14 protein-coding genes and 1 pseudogene are annotated in these 12,919 nt (G+C 71.2%); 6 read left to right on the forward strand and 9 right to left on the reverse strand.

What is annotated here, in order from left to right; all coding sequences use genetic code 11:
- Position 1: 1 nt before the first annotated feature.
- A complete protein-coding gene (locus AB0A61_RS25360; RefSeq protein WP_361296413.1) occupies positions 2 to 769 on the reverse strand; it encodes an IclR family transcriptional regulator in 768 nt (255 codons plus the stop codon).
- Between the two features lie 146 nt (positions 770 to 915).
- On the opposite strand from AB0A61_RS25360, the gene AB0A61_RS25365 reads away from it, so the two are divergent.
- On the forward strand, positions 916 to 1,344 hold the full coding sequence (locus tag AB0A61_RS25365) for an ATP-binding protein (protein ID WP_361296416.1): 429 nt from the start codon (positions 916 to 918) through the stop codon (positions 1,342 to 1,344).
- Positions 1,345 to 1,423: 79 nt separating this feature from the next.
- Positions 1,424 to 2,875: a cytosine permease gene (locus AB0A61_RS25370; protein ID WP_361296419.1), complete on the forward strand. Its 1,452-nt coding sequence runs from the start codon at positions 1,424 to 1,426 to the stop codon at positions 2,873 to 2,875.
- An 11-nt stretch (positions 2,876 to 2,886) separates the two neighbouring features.
- On the opposite strand, the gene AB0A61_RS25375 is transcribed toward AB0A61_RS25370, so the two are convergent.
- Complete coding sequence (locus AB0A61_RS25375; RefSeq protein ID WP_361296422.1) at positions 2,887 to 3,894, reverse strand: LacI family DNA-binding transcriptional regulator; 1,008 nt, start codon at positions 3,892 to 3,894, stop codon at positions 2,887 to 2,889.
- Positions 3,895 to 4,035: 141 nt separating this feature from the next.
- On the opposite strand from AB0A61_RS25375, the gene AB0A61_RS25380 reads away from it, so the two are divergent.
- The 3 genes from AB0A61_RS25380 to AB0A61_RS25390 all read left to right on the forward strand — a co-directional run bounded on the left by AB0A61_RS25380 (position 4,036) and on the right by AB0A61_RS25390 (position 7,068).
- A complete protein-coding gene (locus AB0A61_RS25380; protein WP_361296425.1) occupies positions 4,036 to 5,190 on the forward strand; it encodes a Gfo/Idh/MocA family oxidoreductase in 1,155 nt (384 codons plus the stop codon).
- 130 nt (positions 5,191 to 5,320) lie between these two features.
- Positions 5,321 to 6,346 (forward strand): alcohol dehydrogenase, encoded by a 1,026-nt coding sequence (locus AB0A61_RS25385; RefSeq protein WP_361296428.1) that lies wholly within the window; start codon positions 5,321 to 5,323, stop codon positions 6,344 to 6,346.
- A gap of 230 nt (positions 6,347 to 6,576) precedes the next feature.
- Entirely contained in the window at positions 6,577 to 7,068 is a 492-nt protein-coding gene (locus AB0A61_RS25390) for a lamin tail domain-containing protein (protein ID WP_361296431.1), read from the forward strand.
- Between the two features lie 217 nt (positions 7,069 to 7,285).
- Here AB0A61_RS25390 and AB0A61_RS25395 read toward each other — a convergent pair whose 3' ends face one another.
- The 7 genes and pseudogenes from AB0A61_RS25395 to AB0A61_RS25425 form a co-directional block, all read right to left on the reverse strand.
- Complete coding sequence (locus AB0A61_RS25395) at positions 7,286 to 7,408, reverse strand: ribosomal protein bL36 (RefSeq protein ID WP_361296433.1); 123 nt, start codon at positions 7,406 to 7,408, stop codon at positions 7,286 to 7,288.
- 89 nt (positions 7,409 to 7,497) lie between these two features.
- Positions 7,498 to 7,758 (reverse strand): type B 50S ribosomal protein L31, encoded by a 261-nt coding sequence (locus AB0A61_RS25400; protein ID WP_361296436.1) that lies wholly within the window; start codon positions 7,756 to 7,758, stop codon positions 7,498 to 7,500.
- A 46-nt stretch (positions 7,759 to 7,804) separates the two neighbouring features.
- Positions 7,805 to 7,969, reverse strand: a complete 165-nt coding sequence (rpmG, locus tag AB0A61_RS25405; RefSeq protein ID WP_351308460.1) for a 50S ribosomal protein L33 — start codon at positions 7,967 to 7,969, stop codon at positions 7,805 to 7,807.
- 151 nt (positions 7,970 to 8,120) lie between these two features.
- A complete protein-coding gene (locus AB0A61_RS25410) occupies positions 8,121 to 9,407 on the reverse strand; it encodes an FAD-dependent oxidoreductase (protein WP_361296439.1) in 1,287 nt (428 codons plus the stop codon).
- 158 nt (positions 9,408 to 9,565) lie between these two features.
- A pseudogene (locus AB0A61_RS25415) lies at positions 9,566 to 9,745 on the reverse strand (glyoxalase); the annotation flags it as partial.
- 284 nt (positions 9,746 to 10,029) lie between these two features.
- Positions 10,030 to 11,232, reverse strand: coding sequence for a histidine kinase (locus tag AB0A61_RS25420; protein ID WP_361296442.1), 1,203 nt, complete (start codon positions 11,230 to 11,232; stop codon positions 10,030 to 10,032).
- The gene (locus AB0A61_RS25425) at positions 11,229 to 11,894 is read right to left on the reverse strand and encodes a response regulator transcription factor (RefSeq protein ID WP_361296445.1); all 666 of its coding nucleotides are present in this window, start codon (positions 11,892 to 11,894) and stop codon (positions 11,229 to 11,231) included. Before AB0A61_RS25425 ends, AB0A61_RS25420 begins: the two co-directional genes overlap by 4 nt.
- 182 nt (positions 11,895 to 12,076) lie before the next feature.
- Between AB0A61_RS25425 and AB0A61_RS25430 the strand changes: the two genes are divergently transcribed.
- Entirely contained in the window at positions 12,077 to 12,847 is a 771-nt protein-coding gene (locus AB0A61_RS25430; protein ID WP_361296448.1) for a histidine phosphatase family protein, read from the forward strand.
- Positions 12,848 to 12,919: the final 72 nt, after the last annotated feature.

Genomic DNA, 12,919 nt, shown 5'->3' on the forward strand with positions numbered 1-12,919 from the left:
TCTACCAGCGAGTCGCCCCCAGGTCTCTCGAAATCGCCCGTGCGGCCTCCCGGAGCAGTGCGGTCAGGGCCGGTTGCGGCCGCCCCCTGGTGTCGCAGATCCGTTCGACCGGGCCGGAGAGGCCGATGGCGCCCACCACGAGGCCGCCGTGGCCCCGGATCGGGGCGGCGATGCCGGCGTCGCCCATGCTCATCTCCTGCACTTCGGCGCCCCAGCCGAGCTCACGGATCTCGGCGAGCGCCCGGTCGAGGTCCTCGGGGAGCACCAGGGTGTGCCGCGTGTACGCCTCCAGCCCGTCCTTCCGCGGCGGGTCGAAGGACGCCGCACCGTAGGCCAGCAGGACCTTGCCGAGCGAGGACGCGTGCAGTGGCAGCAGCGCCCCCACGTCCAGGGTCTGCAAGGTGTCGTCCGGCCGGAAGACATGGTGGATGACCAGTACCTGCTCCTCCAGGGGCGTGCCGATGCGGACGGCCTCCCCACTGCGGGCGGCGAGGGCGTCGGCCCAGTTGATGGAGCGCGACCGCAGCTCGTTGACGTCGAGGTAGCTGGTGCCGAGGTGCAGCAGCGCCGCCCCGAGCTGGTATTTGCCCGTCGCCTCGTCCTGCTCGACGAAGTCCACGTGCTGCAGGGTGCGCAGAATGCCGTGCGCGGTGCCCTTGGCCAGCCCGAGCGACGACGCGACCTCGCCGAGCCCCAGCCTGCGGGGACCGCCGGCGAGCAGGCGCAGGATCGCAGCCGCCCTTTCTATGGACTGGACCGGACCGGCCATGAAGCGATCCTAGCCCGATTTGTCCCGATCGGGACTGCCGTTCGGCAATGCCGACCACTGTTCATTGACCCGCGGGGCATTCGTTCTTTAGCGTGCCATACCGCGCCCGGCCTCCGGTCGGGAGCGTCGCCCAGTGAGGAGGGCACATGACCGTAGCGCAGTTCGAAGCCGTGCCCCTGCAGGCACGGGAGCAGGTCTTCCCGTTGCCGCACGCGCCGGGGGCCGTGTCGGCCGTACGCCGCCGCGTTCGCGCGGTGCTCGGCGGCTGGAATCTGCCCTCCGAAGCCGCCGAGGACGTGCTCCTGGTGGTTTCGGAGCTGGTCACCAATGCGCTCGTGCACGCCGTAGCGCCTGCCACACTGCGCTTGGGGCGGGTCCTGGTGGGCGGACGAAAGGCCGTACGTGTCGAAGTGACCGACCGAGGGCCGGCCCGCCCCGCCGAACCGACGGCCTGCGCTCCGGACCCGGACGAGCACGGCCGAGGGCTCGGTATCGTCAACGCGCTGTCCGCCCGGTGCGGCGAGCGGTCATGCCCCGGCGAGACCGGGCGCTGGGCGGAGGTGCTGACCGGCTGAGCCTGGGGACGCCGTCTTGACCCGGCGCCTTGGGTGGATCACTGTGGCCACAGGGGCGGATCACGCCTCGGGAGGCGCCGTGTCCACATCAGCAGAGCCGCGGGTGTCAGGCCTGGAGATCCGCTCCATCGACTACGTGCCCCTCGACGAGCGCCACGGCAAGCTGTGGCACCTGGGGCCCTTGTGGTTCATGTCGAACGCCCAGATCGCCACACTGGCGGTCGGGCTGATCAGCATCACCGAGGGCGGCAACCTCGTCTGGTCGCTGCTCGCGATCGTCGCGGGCACCCTCATCGGCACCTTCTTCATGGCGTTCCACTCGGCCCAGGGGCCACAGCTGGGACTGCCCCAGATGATCCAGTCACGACCGCAGTTCGGCTATGTCGGAGCCCTGCTGGTATGGCTGTTCGCCTACGTGCAGTACGCGGGCTTCAACGTCTTCAACACCATTCTCGCCGGCGAGGCGCTGCACACCACGCTGCACGGAGGCGTCAAGCTGTGGGTGGTCGTGGTCACCGTGATCGCCCTGGTCGTCGCGCTGGTCGGCTACGACATCATCCACAAGGCCGAGCGAATCCTGACGTACACCTTCCTGATCGTCTTCGGGATCTTCACCGTGGGCGTCCTGGTCAACCTGCACTATCCGCCCGGCTCATTCGACCTCGGCGGCTTCAAGTTGACGCCGTTCCTCGCCCAGTTCGGCGTGGTCGCCGGCTACCAGATCAGCTGGGCCATCTACGTATCGGACTACTCGCGCTACCTCCCGCCGGACGTCACGGTGCGCAAGACCTTCTACTGGACCTACTTCGGCTCGGCCCTCGGCGGCATCTGGCTGATGGTCCTGGGGACGCTGCTGGCCGCCTGGGCGGGCAAGGGCTTCGAGGCGGTCCGGTCCATCAACGCCGCCGGCGACATGGTGTTCAGCGGATTCGGCGCGATCGTACTGCTGTTCGCCGCCCTGGGCCTGGTCTCGGTCACGGCCCTGAACATGTACGGCGGGTCGCTGACGCTGATCAGCGCCATCGACTCGTTCAAGAGGGTGCGGCCGACGCTCGCCGTACGGCTGGTGACCATCGGGCTCACCGCCGCCCTGTCCGTGGTCGGCGCGCTGGCTGCGACGGCGAACTTCCTGCAGAACTTCAACAACTTCCTGCTGCTGGTGCTGTACCTGTTCATCCCGTGGACCGCGGTGAACCTCATGGACTACTACGTCGTGCGCCGCGGGCACTACGCCATCGCCGAGATCTTCAACCCGCACGGCGTCTACGGGCGCTGGGGATGGCGCGGCATCATCTCCTACCTGGTGGGATTCGCCGTGATGATCCCCTTCTTCTCCGTCGGCACCCTCTATGTCGGGCCGGCCGCCAAGGCGCTCGGCGGAGCGGACATCTCCCTGTTCATCGGACTGCCGGTCTCGGCGGTGCTGTACTGGTGGCTGACCCGGTCGATCGACGTCGAGGCGGAGCAGCGGCTGGCCGAGGCCGAGGCCGCCGAGCTGGAACAGGCCGCGCACGAGCACCGCGAACCCTGACCCACGGACGGTCACACGCCCCCGGGCGGCGGTGCGGTCGTGCCGCGCACCTCGAGGAAGGGCACGGTGAGGTCGACCGCACGGGCGCGATCGGGATCGTCGATCCGGTCGAGCAGCCGCTGCGCGGCGCGGCGGCCCACGTCGTGGCTGGCGTTGTCCACCGTCGTCAGCCACAGGTGCCGCAGCCGCGACAGGTAGGTGTTGTCGTAGCCGACCAGGGAAAGGTCGCGCGGCACCCGCAGGTCGCTCTCCTCGGCGGCCGAGAGCGCCCCCACGCAGGCCATGTCGTTGACCGCGAAGACAGCGGTCGGCCGCTTCGGGCGGCTGAGCAGCCGTACGGTGGCCCGGTAGCCGCCCTCCTCGGTCAGGTCGCCCTGTTCCACGACCGCCGTTTCGGCCAGCCCGTGCTCGCGCATGGTGACCTCGAAGCTGCGGCGGCGCAGCTCACCGACCGCTCCCTGGCCGGCGATGTGGGCGATGTGCCGGTGGCCCAGGGCGATGAGGTGTTCGGTGGCCAGGCGGGCGCCGTGCTCGTCGTCACCCGCGACGACGTCCACGCCGGGCAGCACGGGTTCTCGCGTTCCGGCGACCACGGTGGGGACCCGGCCTGCCGCCGTGCGCAGCGCCTGCGGATCCCGCAGGGTGCCGACGGCGACCAGCCCGTCGACGCGCAGTTCGGCGAAGGTGCGGGTCAGGTCCTCCCCCAGGCGCCGGTTGAGGTGACCGTCGGCCAGCAGCATGTGCAGGCCGCGCTCGTACAGCCGCGAGTTCAGGCCGTCCAGGAGTTCCACGAACCAGGGGTTGCGCATGTCGTTCAGCAGCACGCCGACGGTGCGGGTGCGGCGCTCGCTGAGGCTGCGGGCGGCGGCGTTGGGCCGGTAGCCGAGTTCCTCGACCGCGGCCAGCACGGCCTGCCGCTTCTCGGGCCGCACGCTCCCGGAACCGCGCAGGACCAGCGAGACCAGGGACTTCGACACGCCGGCCCGGGCGGCCACGTCCCGGATGGTCGGAGATCTCATGAGGTGGACCGTTCCACACGCTCCGGTCCTTGTAAAGAGCCCCTGGTGCGCCTATGGGCCTTGACACTTCGCGGAAAGGCCGTCCATGTTTGAGCCACCAGGAAATTGGATCGGTCCAAAACCGCCGCCTGAAGGGCTGTCATGGTGAATACGCTCGGCGTCGCCGTCGTGGGGTTCGGCTGGATGGGGCGGGTGCACACGCAGGCGTACGCCCGGCTGCCGCACCACTTCCCGCAGCTGGACCTGCGGCCGCACCTGGTCACCGTCGCCGACGAGGTGCCCGGCCGCGCCCAGGAGGCGGCCGGCCAGTACGGGTTCGACTCCGCGACCCGCGACTGGCGGGAGGTCGCCGCCGATCCCCGGGTGCAGGCCGTCAGCATCACCGCGCCGAACTTCGTGCACCGCGAGATCGGCGTCGCCATGGCCGAGGCGGGCAAGCACATCTGGATCGAGAAGCCGGTCGGTCTGACCGCCGCCGACGCCCGCGCGGTCGCCGACGCCGTCACCAAGGCCGGCGTCCAGGGGACGGTCGGCTTCAACTACCGCAACGCGCCCGCCGTGGCCGCCGCCCGCGACCTGATCGCCTCGGGCGAGATCGGCAGGGTGACCCACGTCCGCATCCGGCTGCTGAGCGACTACGCCGCGCATCCCGAGGGCGCGCTGACGTGGCGTTACGAGCGCGAACGCGGCGGCAGCGGAGTGCTGGGCGACCTGGCCTCGCACGGTGTCGACCTGGCCCGCTTCCTGCTCGGCGAGATCGAGTCGCTGGCCGCGGACACCGCCGTGTTCGTGTCCGAGCGGGCCCGCCCCACCGGCGCCACCGCCGGGCACACCCGCGCGGCCGGCGGCGCGCCGGGCCCGGTGGAGAACGACGACTACGTCAGCTGTCTGCTGCGCTTCTCCTCCGGCGCCCGTGGGGTCCTGGAGGCCAGCCGGGTCTCGGTCGGCGAGCAGAACAACTACGGCTTCGAGATCCACGGCACCAGGGGCGCGCTGTTCTGGGACTTCCGCCGCATGGGCGAACTCGGCGTGAGCCGGGGGACGGCGTACCAGGACCAGCCCGTCAGCACCGTCCACGTCGGGCCCGGGCACGGCGAGTACGGGGCCTTCCAGCCCGGCGCGGCCAATGCCATGGGCTACGACGACCTGAAGGTGATCGAGGCCTGCCACTTCCTGCGGTCCGTCGCCGCGGGCACGGCGTACGGCCCCACCCTTGACGACGCCGTGACCGCGGCCGCGGCCCTGGACGCCATGACGCGCTCGGCCGAGCAGCGGTCGTGGATGAGCCTTCGGTAGTGGTGGACATTCCCTGGCCTCGGCCGCCGTTTCGGACCGCCGAGGCGTGGGGCGGACCCTTCGGCGCGCGCGACGGACCGGTAGCTGATGTCCTGGTTCAGGGGCCCGTCACTCGTTCCCGGAGGGACAGATGAACACCTACCGTGTCGCGCAGGTCACCGCCGCCGACGGGCCGTTCGAGATCACCGAGCGTGAGGTGCCACAGCCGGGCCCCGGCCATGTGCGCGTCGCCGTGGAGGCCTGCGGGATCTGCCACAGTGACAGCTTCTTCGTGGGCGCCGCGCTGCCGGGCATCGAGTTCCCCGTCGTCCCCGGGCACGAGATCGCCGGGCGTATCGAGGAACTCGGCGAGGGCACGCAGGACCGGGGCTGGCAGGTGGGCAACCGGGTGGCGGTCGGCTGGTTCGGGGGCAGCTGCGGCCACTGCACGCCCTGCAGGCAGGGCGACTTCATCGTGTGCCAGAACCTGAAGGTCCCCGGCTGGTCGTACGACGGGGGCTTCGCCGAGCAGGTGATCGCACCGGTCGACGCCCTCGCGCGGATTCCCGACGCGCTGGCGGCGAGCGATGCCGGACCCATGGCCTGCGCGGGCGTGACCACGTACAACGGGCTGCGGCGCAGTTCCGCCCGGCCGGGCGACCTGGTCGCCGTCCTCGGCATCGGCGGCCTCGGGCATCTGGGAGTGCAGTACGCGGTGGCGATGGGCTTCGAGACGGTGGCGATCGCGCGCGGAGCGGACAAGGCCGACGTCGCCAAGCAGCTCGGCGCCCATCACTACGTCGACAGCAAGGCGAGCCCCGGCGTCGGGGAGGCGCTGCGGTCTCTCGGCGGCGCCAAGGTGGTTCTCGCCACCGCGGGCAACTCCGAGGCCATCACCGCAACGGCGGACGGGCTGTCGCACCGCGGTGAGCTGGTGGTCATCGGGGCTGATCCCCAGCCGCTGGGCATCAGCCCGGTCCAGCTGCTCATGAGCGGCCAGGTCGTCCGCGGGCACCCGTCCGGCACCGCGCAGGACGTCGAGGACACCATGGCGTTCAGCGCCTTGGAGGGGATCCGCCCGATGGTGGAGATGCTGCCGCTGGACCGGGCCGACGAGGCCTATCAGAAGATGGCCTCGGGTTCCGCCCGCTTCCGGATGGTGCTGACCACGGCCTGACTGCCTGGCCCATGGGGGGCTGCCCTGGCGTGCGCCCCGGTCGGCCCCTGGTCAACCGGCACAGCCGCCCGGGTCGTTGCCCTGCCCCGAGGCGGTGCCCTGCGGCACCGAGGACTTGACGGGGCGTCACCTGCTCGGCCTCCTTCACATTTTCTGCACCAATCCGCCATCACGGCCACACCTTGTGTATGCTCCATGCGCTTCATCGGCACCACTGAGGGGGGATCCTCATGCGCATACGCTCTGTACTGGCCGCAGCCGCCACGGTCGGGACGCTCGTTCTCGTCGCCGCTGCCCCGGCCCAGGCCACCGAGTACTCTTCCGCCCTGAAGATCAAGGGCATCCAGTACGACGCTCCGGGGCGGGACTCCAACAACTGCCGCACCGGCAACTCCAAGAACGAGTACCTGGCGATCAAGAACTACTCGCGCACGACCGTCAATCTCAAGGGCTACGTGGTCAAGGACGCCGCCGGGAACCGCTTCGTCTTCCCCGCCAACCACTACCTCGAACCGGGCGACTACGTGAACCTGCGCGGGGGACACGGCACGGACTCCGACGCCCAGAACGTCGTCTACCGCCAGAACTGCAACTTCATGTGGAACAACGACAAGGACACCATCTACCTTTACAAGCCGTCCGGCGCCCACGCCGACACCCACTCCTACACCAGGAGCCACGACGACCGCGACGGCAACGGCTACATCACGTACCACGGCTGACGCCGCGCAAGGCGCCCCGCGCTCGCCTGCCGAGTCCGCCCGTCTTTCGTACCACCGGCGCCGCGCCATCGGCGTGTGCGGTCGGCGTGTGCGGTCGGCGTGTGCGGTCGGCGTGTGCGGTCGGCGTGTGCGGTCGGCGTGTGCGGTCGGCCGGCCTCGTCGCCGGCCGACCGCAAGGCGGGGGGTGCAGTGCGGGGGGGTGCAGTGCGGGGTGCGCTCAGCCCTGGCGGGCCTTGAAGCGGGGATTCTTCCGGTTGACGACGAAGGTGACACCCCGTCGCCGTACCACCTGCGCGCCGGGCTTGGCCTTCAGCGAGCGCAGGGACTTGCGGACCTTCATGGCTCTCTTCTCCTTCTGATCGCGCGCGGGGCCGGTTGCTGACCACACGCTGGGCCGGCGACGCGGGCATCGCCGACTCCGGCCCGCCGTCAGCGGCGGGCCGTCGCCGCGCGGCCGTAGCGGCGCTCGAAGCGCTCCACCCGGCCGGCGGTGTCCAGCACCCGTGAGGTACCGGTGTAGAAGGGATGACTGGCCGACGAGATCTCGACGTCGACCAGCGGATAGGTGTGGCCGTCCGCCCACTCGGTCGTCCGCTCGGAGTCGGCGGTCGAACGGGTGAGGAACGCGACGCCCGCCGCGCGGTCGCGGAAGACGACCGGGCGGGAAACGGGGTGGATGCCGGACCTCATGGGTCTCCTTCCTGGTGGCCGTCCGTCTCGTGGGTACGTCGGGCCGTTACCGCTCCTCGCGGAAGAGGACGTGCTCCCCGGCCACCGGGTCGTACTTGCGCAGGACGAGCCGGTCGGGGTCGTTCAGTCGGTTCTTGCGCGTCACGTAGGTGACGCCGGTCCCCGCCGTCGACTTCAGCCGGACGACGGGACGCGCGGTGCTGCGTGCCATGAGATGCCCTTCCGCCCGGAGCCGAGCTCCTGTCCTTGCGTTGCTCCTGCTCCAGGCATGTCAACGATTACGCGCCTTACAACGGGAGCCCCGCCCCCGGTATTCCCCGCCTGCCAGGACGGTGGGCCGCCGATCCCGATCACGGCCGCGCTCAGGACCGGTCGGTCCGCGAGCAACTGTGCGCGCGTTGCGATCGCGGCCGCAGCTGCCGGACCGCCGCGGCCGGTGGACGCTCTCGCAGCGCTCCGTAGGCCAGGAAGTATGCGGGCAGACGGCGCATCAACCGTGATCCGGTGAGCAGGCCCGTTATGCGCCGGGCCCGGTCCACGCTGCCCAGGGGCGGCCGCCCCTGCAACAGCGGCGCGATGAATCGGGCATGGGCGGTGCGCTGGAGCGCCTGTGTGACGACCGTGGTGGGCCGGCGGCGGCGTTGGACGCCGCGCACGTCGCGCAGCCCGACGGTTCCGCGGCGCAGCGGCTCGGCCAGGTAGCGGGCGGCGGCCACGGCGTCCTCCACGGCGAGGTTGATCCCGATGCCGAAGACCGGGGACATCGCGTGCGCGGCGTCGCCGATGCACAGCAGCCCGGGGCGGTGCCAGCGGCGCAGGCGTTCCAGGCGTACGTCGAGGAGCTTGACCTCGTCCCACGAGCGCAGGACGTGGGTGCGGTCCGCGAGCCAGGGGACGGCGTCCGCGTACTCGGCCAGGAAGCGGTCGAGGCCTGCGGCGCGCCGCTCACCGTCGGCACCCTTGGGGATGAGTGCGGCGCACTGCCAGTAGTCCCCGCGGTCGATCATCGCGGTCAGGAACCGGTCACCGGCACCGCCGACGAGTCCGCGCGGGTCGCCCTCGTGCCGGGGCAGCCGGAACCACCAGGCGTCCATCGGGCAGTCGAAGCGGCGCAGTCCCAGTTCCGGCCGGGAGCGGGCCAGTGATCCCCGGCCGTCGCAGGCCACCGTGAGCGCGGCTCGCAGCTCGCCGGTGCGGCCGTCGGCGGTGCGGTAGCGCACCCCGTTCACCCGTCCGTGCTCGACCAGGAAGGAGGTCGCCTCGGTGTTCATCCGCAGCTGGAAGGTCGGCTCCCGCCGGGCCTCGTCGGCAAGGAGGTCCAGCAGGTCCCACTGGGGCACCATCGCCACGTAGTTGTACGGGGCGCGCAGCACCGCGAGGTCGGCGACCGTGACCATCGACCGGCCGGCCCCGACGGGCAACTGGACGGTGCGCACTCGCCGCTGGGGCAGCCGGGCGAAGCGCTCGCCCAGGCCCAGGTCGTCCAGCAACGCCAGCGTCGAGGGGTGCACGGTGTCGCCGCGGAAGTCGCGCAGGAAGTCGCCGTGCTTCTCCAGCACCGTCACGGCCACACCGGCCCGCGCCAGGAGCAGGCCGAGCACCATGCCGGCCGGTCCGCCCCCCACGACGCAACACGTGGTCCGCTCCATCACAGGCCGCCTTTCCGGAGAGCAGTAATTCATCAACCGATGAATAGCTTACTCCCCCCATCGGAGGGGATCCAGCCGGGTCCCGAGGCGATGTCCGACCGGGGCGGCGGGCCGGAACCGGCGTCCTGGCCGCACCGTGACGCGAGGGGCGCGGCGGCACTGACTCCCGTTCCGAAGATCACGGAGCACGGAGAGCCCGGCGGGGTCAGCTGCACCACGCGGAAACCGTCGCCGGCGACGAAGTCGGCGTCCAGCCGCCACGCCAGCGCCCTGTAGAAGCCCTTCGTCCGGTCGACGTCGGCGACCGGAATCACCGCCCCTTCGAGCCTCATGTCCACGACGGGGCCCTCCTGTCGTTCTGGCGGAGCAGTGCGAGCCGCGTGACCGGCACGGGTATCGCTCCCCGAGGCGGGAAGCGGGCTTCGCCTGCGCAACACCCGGGGCGGGCTTCTCGACGGCGCAGCCGTGGCAGTCGTACTCCGTGGAGGTCCGTCATGGGGTGGCAGAAAGCCGGAGCAATGAGTCGGGCCAGGACGCTGTCGGTCGAGGACCACCCGTCCGCCGGTCCCCTCGCGGAGTCGGCAGCGACGTCACGGCGTGAGGGACACCCTCACCCCACTGCTCACCCACGGCACCGCCGGCCGGCCGCGGCCCGACCGCGGACCCACCGCGGACCCACCGGAACATCCCGTAACGAGGAGAAGCGGGCGACTGGGCCCGGTAACGAGGTGCCATCCGCCGGAAGCTCCAGGCGAAGCTCGTAGCCGCCGTCGGGTGTGGGGCCGGAGCTGGTGGTGCCACCGAGGAGGGCGGCGCGCTGCCGCAGGGCACTCAGGCCGTAGTGGGCGCTGGGCAGGGGAAGCGCGGACCGGGTCGGAGGGGTGTTGGTGATCGTCACGCGGACGTCTCCGTCCTCGCAGGAGATGCGAACCGTCGCCGTGGCGCCGGGGGCGTGCTTGCGGACGTTGGTGAGCGCTTCCTGCACGGTGCGGTAGACGGCACGCTGCACCGTCGGCGGAAGTCCGTCGGGCAGGTCCGCCGTCAGGTCGGTCTCGATGCCGCTGCCGTCGACCAGCCGCTGGAGGTCCGCCAGGGACGGCTGCGGGGTGAGCTCGGTCTGCCGGCCTCCGGAGGCGCGCAGCACGTTGACCATGTGCCGCAGCTCGTTCAGGGTCTCCACGCTCAGCCGCCGGATCGTCGTGGCGGCTTCCCTGGTTTCCGCGTCACGTGCGCCGACCTGCAGCGCTCCGGCCCGCACGGCGATCAGGCTGACCTGGTGGGAGACCACGTCGTGCATCTCGCGAGCGAGCTGGGCGCGCTCCTTGCCCAGCGCGGACTGGGCGGTCAGCTGCCGCTCGTGTTCGCGCGCCTCGGAGATCTCGGCGAGCCGCAGCGACAGGTCACGGCGGGCCTGGACGAGCTGGCCGAGGAAGACCGGAGCCGCTGCCGTCGCGGCTGTGTAGCCCAGGGTGATCAGAGTCTTGGTGTTCGACAGGTCCAAGCGCGGTGACGGGAACGAGATCATGTCACTGAGCGTGAACACCATGGCGCAGGCGGCCAGCAGCATGCGTCGCCGCGTGCGTGACGCGAGGGTGAACAGCGCGCCCAGAGCGGCGACGACCGCGTCGGACAGCAGGACGGCGGGCAGCGTGAGCAGGAAGGTGACGAGCGGCAGGCGCCGGCGCATCAGGAGTACGAGGGCGGCGGCCAGGGCGCATGCCATGCGGAGCGGCTCGCTGGCGTCGAAATGGACCCAAACGTCGAGCAGCGCGGCCGCGACGAGGGCGGCGTCGAGCAGGGGGTTGACCAGGCGGCGGGGGATCATTCCCGCTCCCCCTCTCGCTGCGGCTTGAGCAGCCCGGCTCGTTCCGCGAGGAGGGCGGCCTGGACGCGGCTGCCCACCTGGAGCTTGGTGAGGATGGCGCTGACGTGGTCCTTGACCGTGCCGGTGCTCAGGTGCATGCGGGCGCCGATGTCGGCGTTGGACAGTCCTCCGGCGATGAGAACGAGCACGTCACGCTCGCGGTCGGTCAGCTGGTCGAGGCTACGGCCCGCGGGGTCCCGGGCGCCGGCGTTCAGATAACGGTTGACGATCGTCCGGGTGACCTTGGACGACAGGACCGTGCCGCCGTCCGCGAGCGTCCGCACCAGGAACGGCAGCTCCTCGGGATCCGTGTCCTTCAGCAGGAATCCGGCGGCGCCCGAGCGCAGTGCCGTCTCCACGTAGTCGTCCATGTCGAACGTCGTGAGCATGGCCACGATCGGGGGGTGCGGCAGCTGACGCAGGCGGGTCAGGACGGTGAGTCCGTCGACGTCGGGCATTCGGATGTCCAGCAGCACGACGTCGGGACATGTCGTCTGCGCCGTCTGGACCGCCTCGCCGCCGGGCACGGCGGCCACGACCTCGATGTCCTGGGCGGTATCGAGGATGTGCTGGAAGCCCGTACGGATCAGGGCCTCGTCGTCGACCACAAGTACCCGGATCACAGGTGCTCCACTCGGCCTCGGACCACTGTCCGATTCGTACCACTCGTACCACGTCGACGAACGCCCTGCCAGTTCCCGGCACCGATCAGGCCAGTCGGCGTGGCACCGCCAGCCAGTCGGCGGGGGCGGTCCGGACGTCTGGCGGATGGTTGTCCGGCGAGGCCTCACCGACGCTGGTCCCTATGACTCACGAGAAGGGGGCCAGCGACATGACGGTCTGCCTGACATTGCTGAGCGCCACGGCCTGGAATCCCACCAGAAGCAGGGTCTTCGGCGACGAGTCCCTCGGTGAGCGCGACCTGCGTGAAGCGCGCGCTGTCGTGGCCACGCTTCCTCCCCACTCGCTGATCGTACGGACGCCCTCGCCCGGCTGTGCCCGCATAGCCGAGACCGTCGGCCTGGACAGCACGCCGGAGCCCGCGCTGCGCGACCTCGATTACGGCACGTGGCGTGGCCGCACGGTGGACGAGATCGCCACCGCCGATCCCCACGGGTTCTCCGCCTGGCTCACGGATCCGGCCGCCGCGCCCCACGGAGGCGAGACCGTACGCGGCCTCTGCCACCGGTCCGCGCACTGGCTGGCCGGTGTGCCACGTGACGGGGCCCGCACACTGGCCATCGTCGAGCCGGCCCTCGCCCGAGCCCTGCTCGTCCATGCTCTGTCCGCACCGGTGAAGGCCTTCTGGCGCCTCGAGGTGGCGGCCTTGTCGCCGATCTCCCTGACCACCGGCAGCGACGGCTGGCACGTCCGGTTCACTTCTGTCATTCCGCCGGACGGTCCGAGCAGCAGGCCGGAGACACTCTCGTCCGCCGCCCGCCGTGCCGGTTCCGTCTTCGGGCCCGACGGAAGCCCGCAGCGCCAACCCGCTCACGTGACTCCCTGGCCGCACCAGCCCCTCGGGACCGGGTCCGCCCGGCCGAGGGGGGCGCCGGGGACCGTGATGACCGGCTGACCCACAGCGGGACGATCACCCACAGCGGGACACGGGGCTCCGGCCCCCTGTCCCGCTGTGGCTCGAGCGCCG

This window comes from Streptomyces sp. NPDC046197, from assembly GCF_040646295.1.
Classification (GTDB): Bacteria; Actinomycetota; Actinomycetes; order Streptomycetales; family Streptomycetaceae; genus Streptomyces.

Coding starts and splice junctions, on each gene's coding strand:
- AB0A61_RS25360 (WP_361296413.1), bottom strand. CDS start 769: ATGGCCGGTCCGGTCCAGTCCATAGAAAGGGCGGCTGCGATCCTGCGC.
- AB0A61_RS25365 (WP_361296416.1), top strand. CDS start 916: ATGACCGTAGCGCAGTTCGAAGCCGTGCCCCTGCAGGCACGGGAGCAG.
- AB0A61_RS25375 (WP_361296422.1), bottom strand. CDS start 3,894: ATGAGATCTCCGACCATCCGGGACGTGGCCGCCCGGGCCGGCGTGTCG.
- AB0A61_RS25380 (WP_361296425.1), top strand. CDS start 4,036: ATGGTGAATACGCTCGGCGTCGCCGTCGTGGGGTTCGGCTGGATGGGG.
- AB0A61_RS25385 (WP_361296428.1), top strand. CDS start 5,321: ATGAACACCTACCGTGTCGCGCAGGTCACCGCCGCCGACGGGCCGTTC.
- AB0A61_RS25390 (WP_361296431.1), top strand. CDS start 6,577: ATGCGCATACGCTCTGTACTGGCCGCAGCCGCCACGGTCGGGACGCTC.
- AB0A61_RS25395 (WP_361296433.1), bottom strand. CDS start 7,408: ATGAAGGTCCGCAAGTCCCTGCGCTCGCTGAAGGCCAAGCCCGGCGCG.
- AB0A61_RS25400 (WP_361296436.1), bottom strand. CDS start 7,758: ATGAGGTCCGGCATCCACCCCGTTTCCCGCCCGGTCGTCTTCCGCGAC.
- rpmG (WP_351308460.1), bottom strand. CDS start 7,969: ATGGCACGCAGCACCGCGCGTCCCGTCGTCCGGCTGAAGTCGACGGCG.
- AB0A61_RS25410 (WP_361296439.1), bottom strand. CDS start 9,407: ATGGAGCGGACCACGTGTTGCGTCGTGGGGGGCGGACCGGCCGGCATG.
- AB0A61_RS25420 (WP_361296442.1), bottom strand. CDS start 11,232: ATGATCCCCCGCCGCCTGGTCAACCCCCTGCTCGACGCCGCCCTCGTC.
- AB0A61_RS25430 (WP_361296448.1), top strand. CDS start 12,077: ATGACTCACGAGAAGGGGGCCAGCGACATGACGGTCTGCCTGACATTG.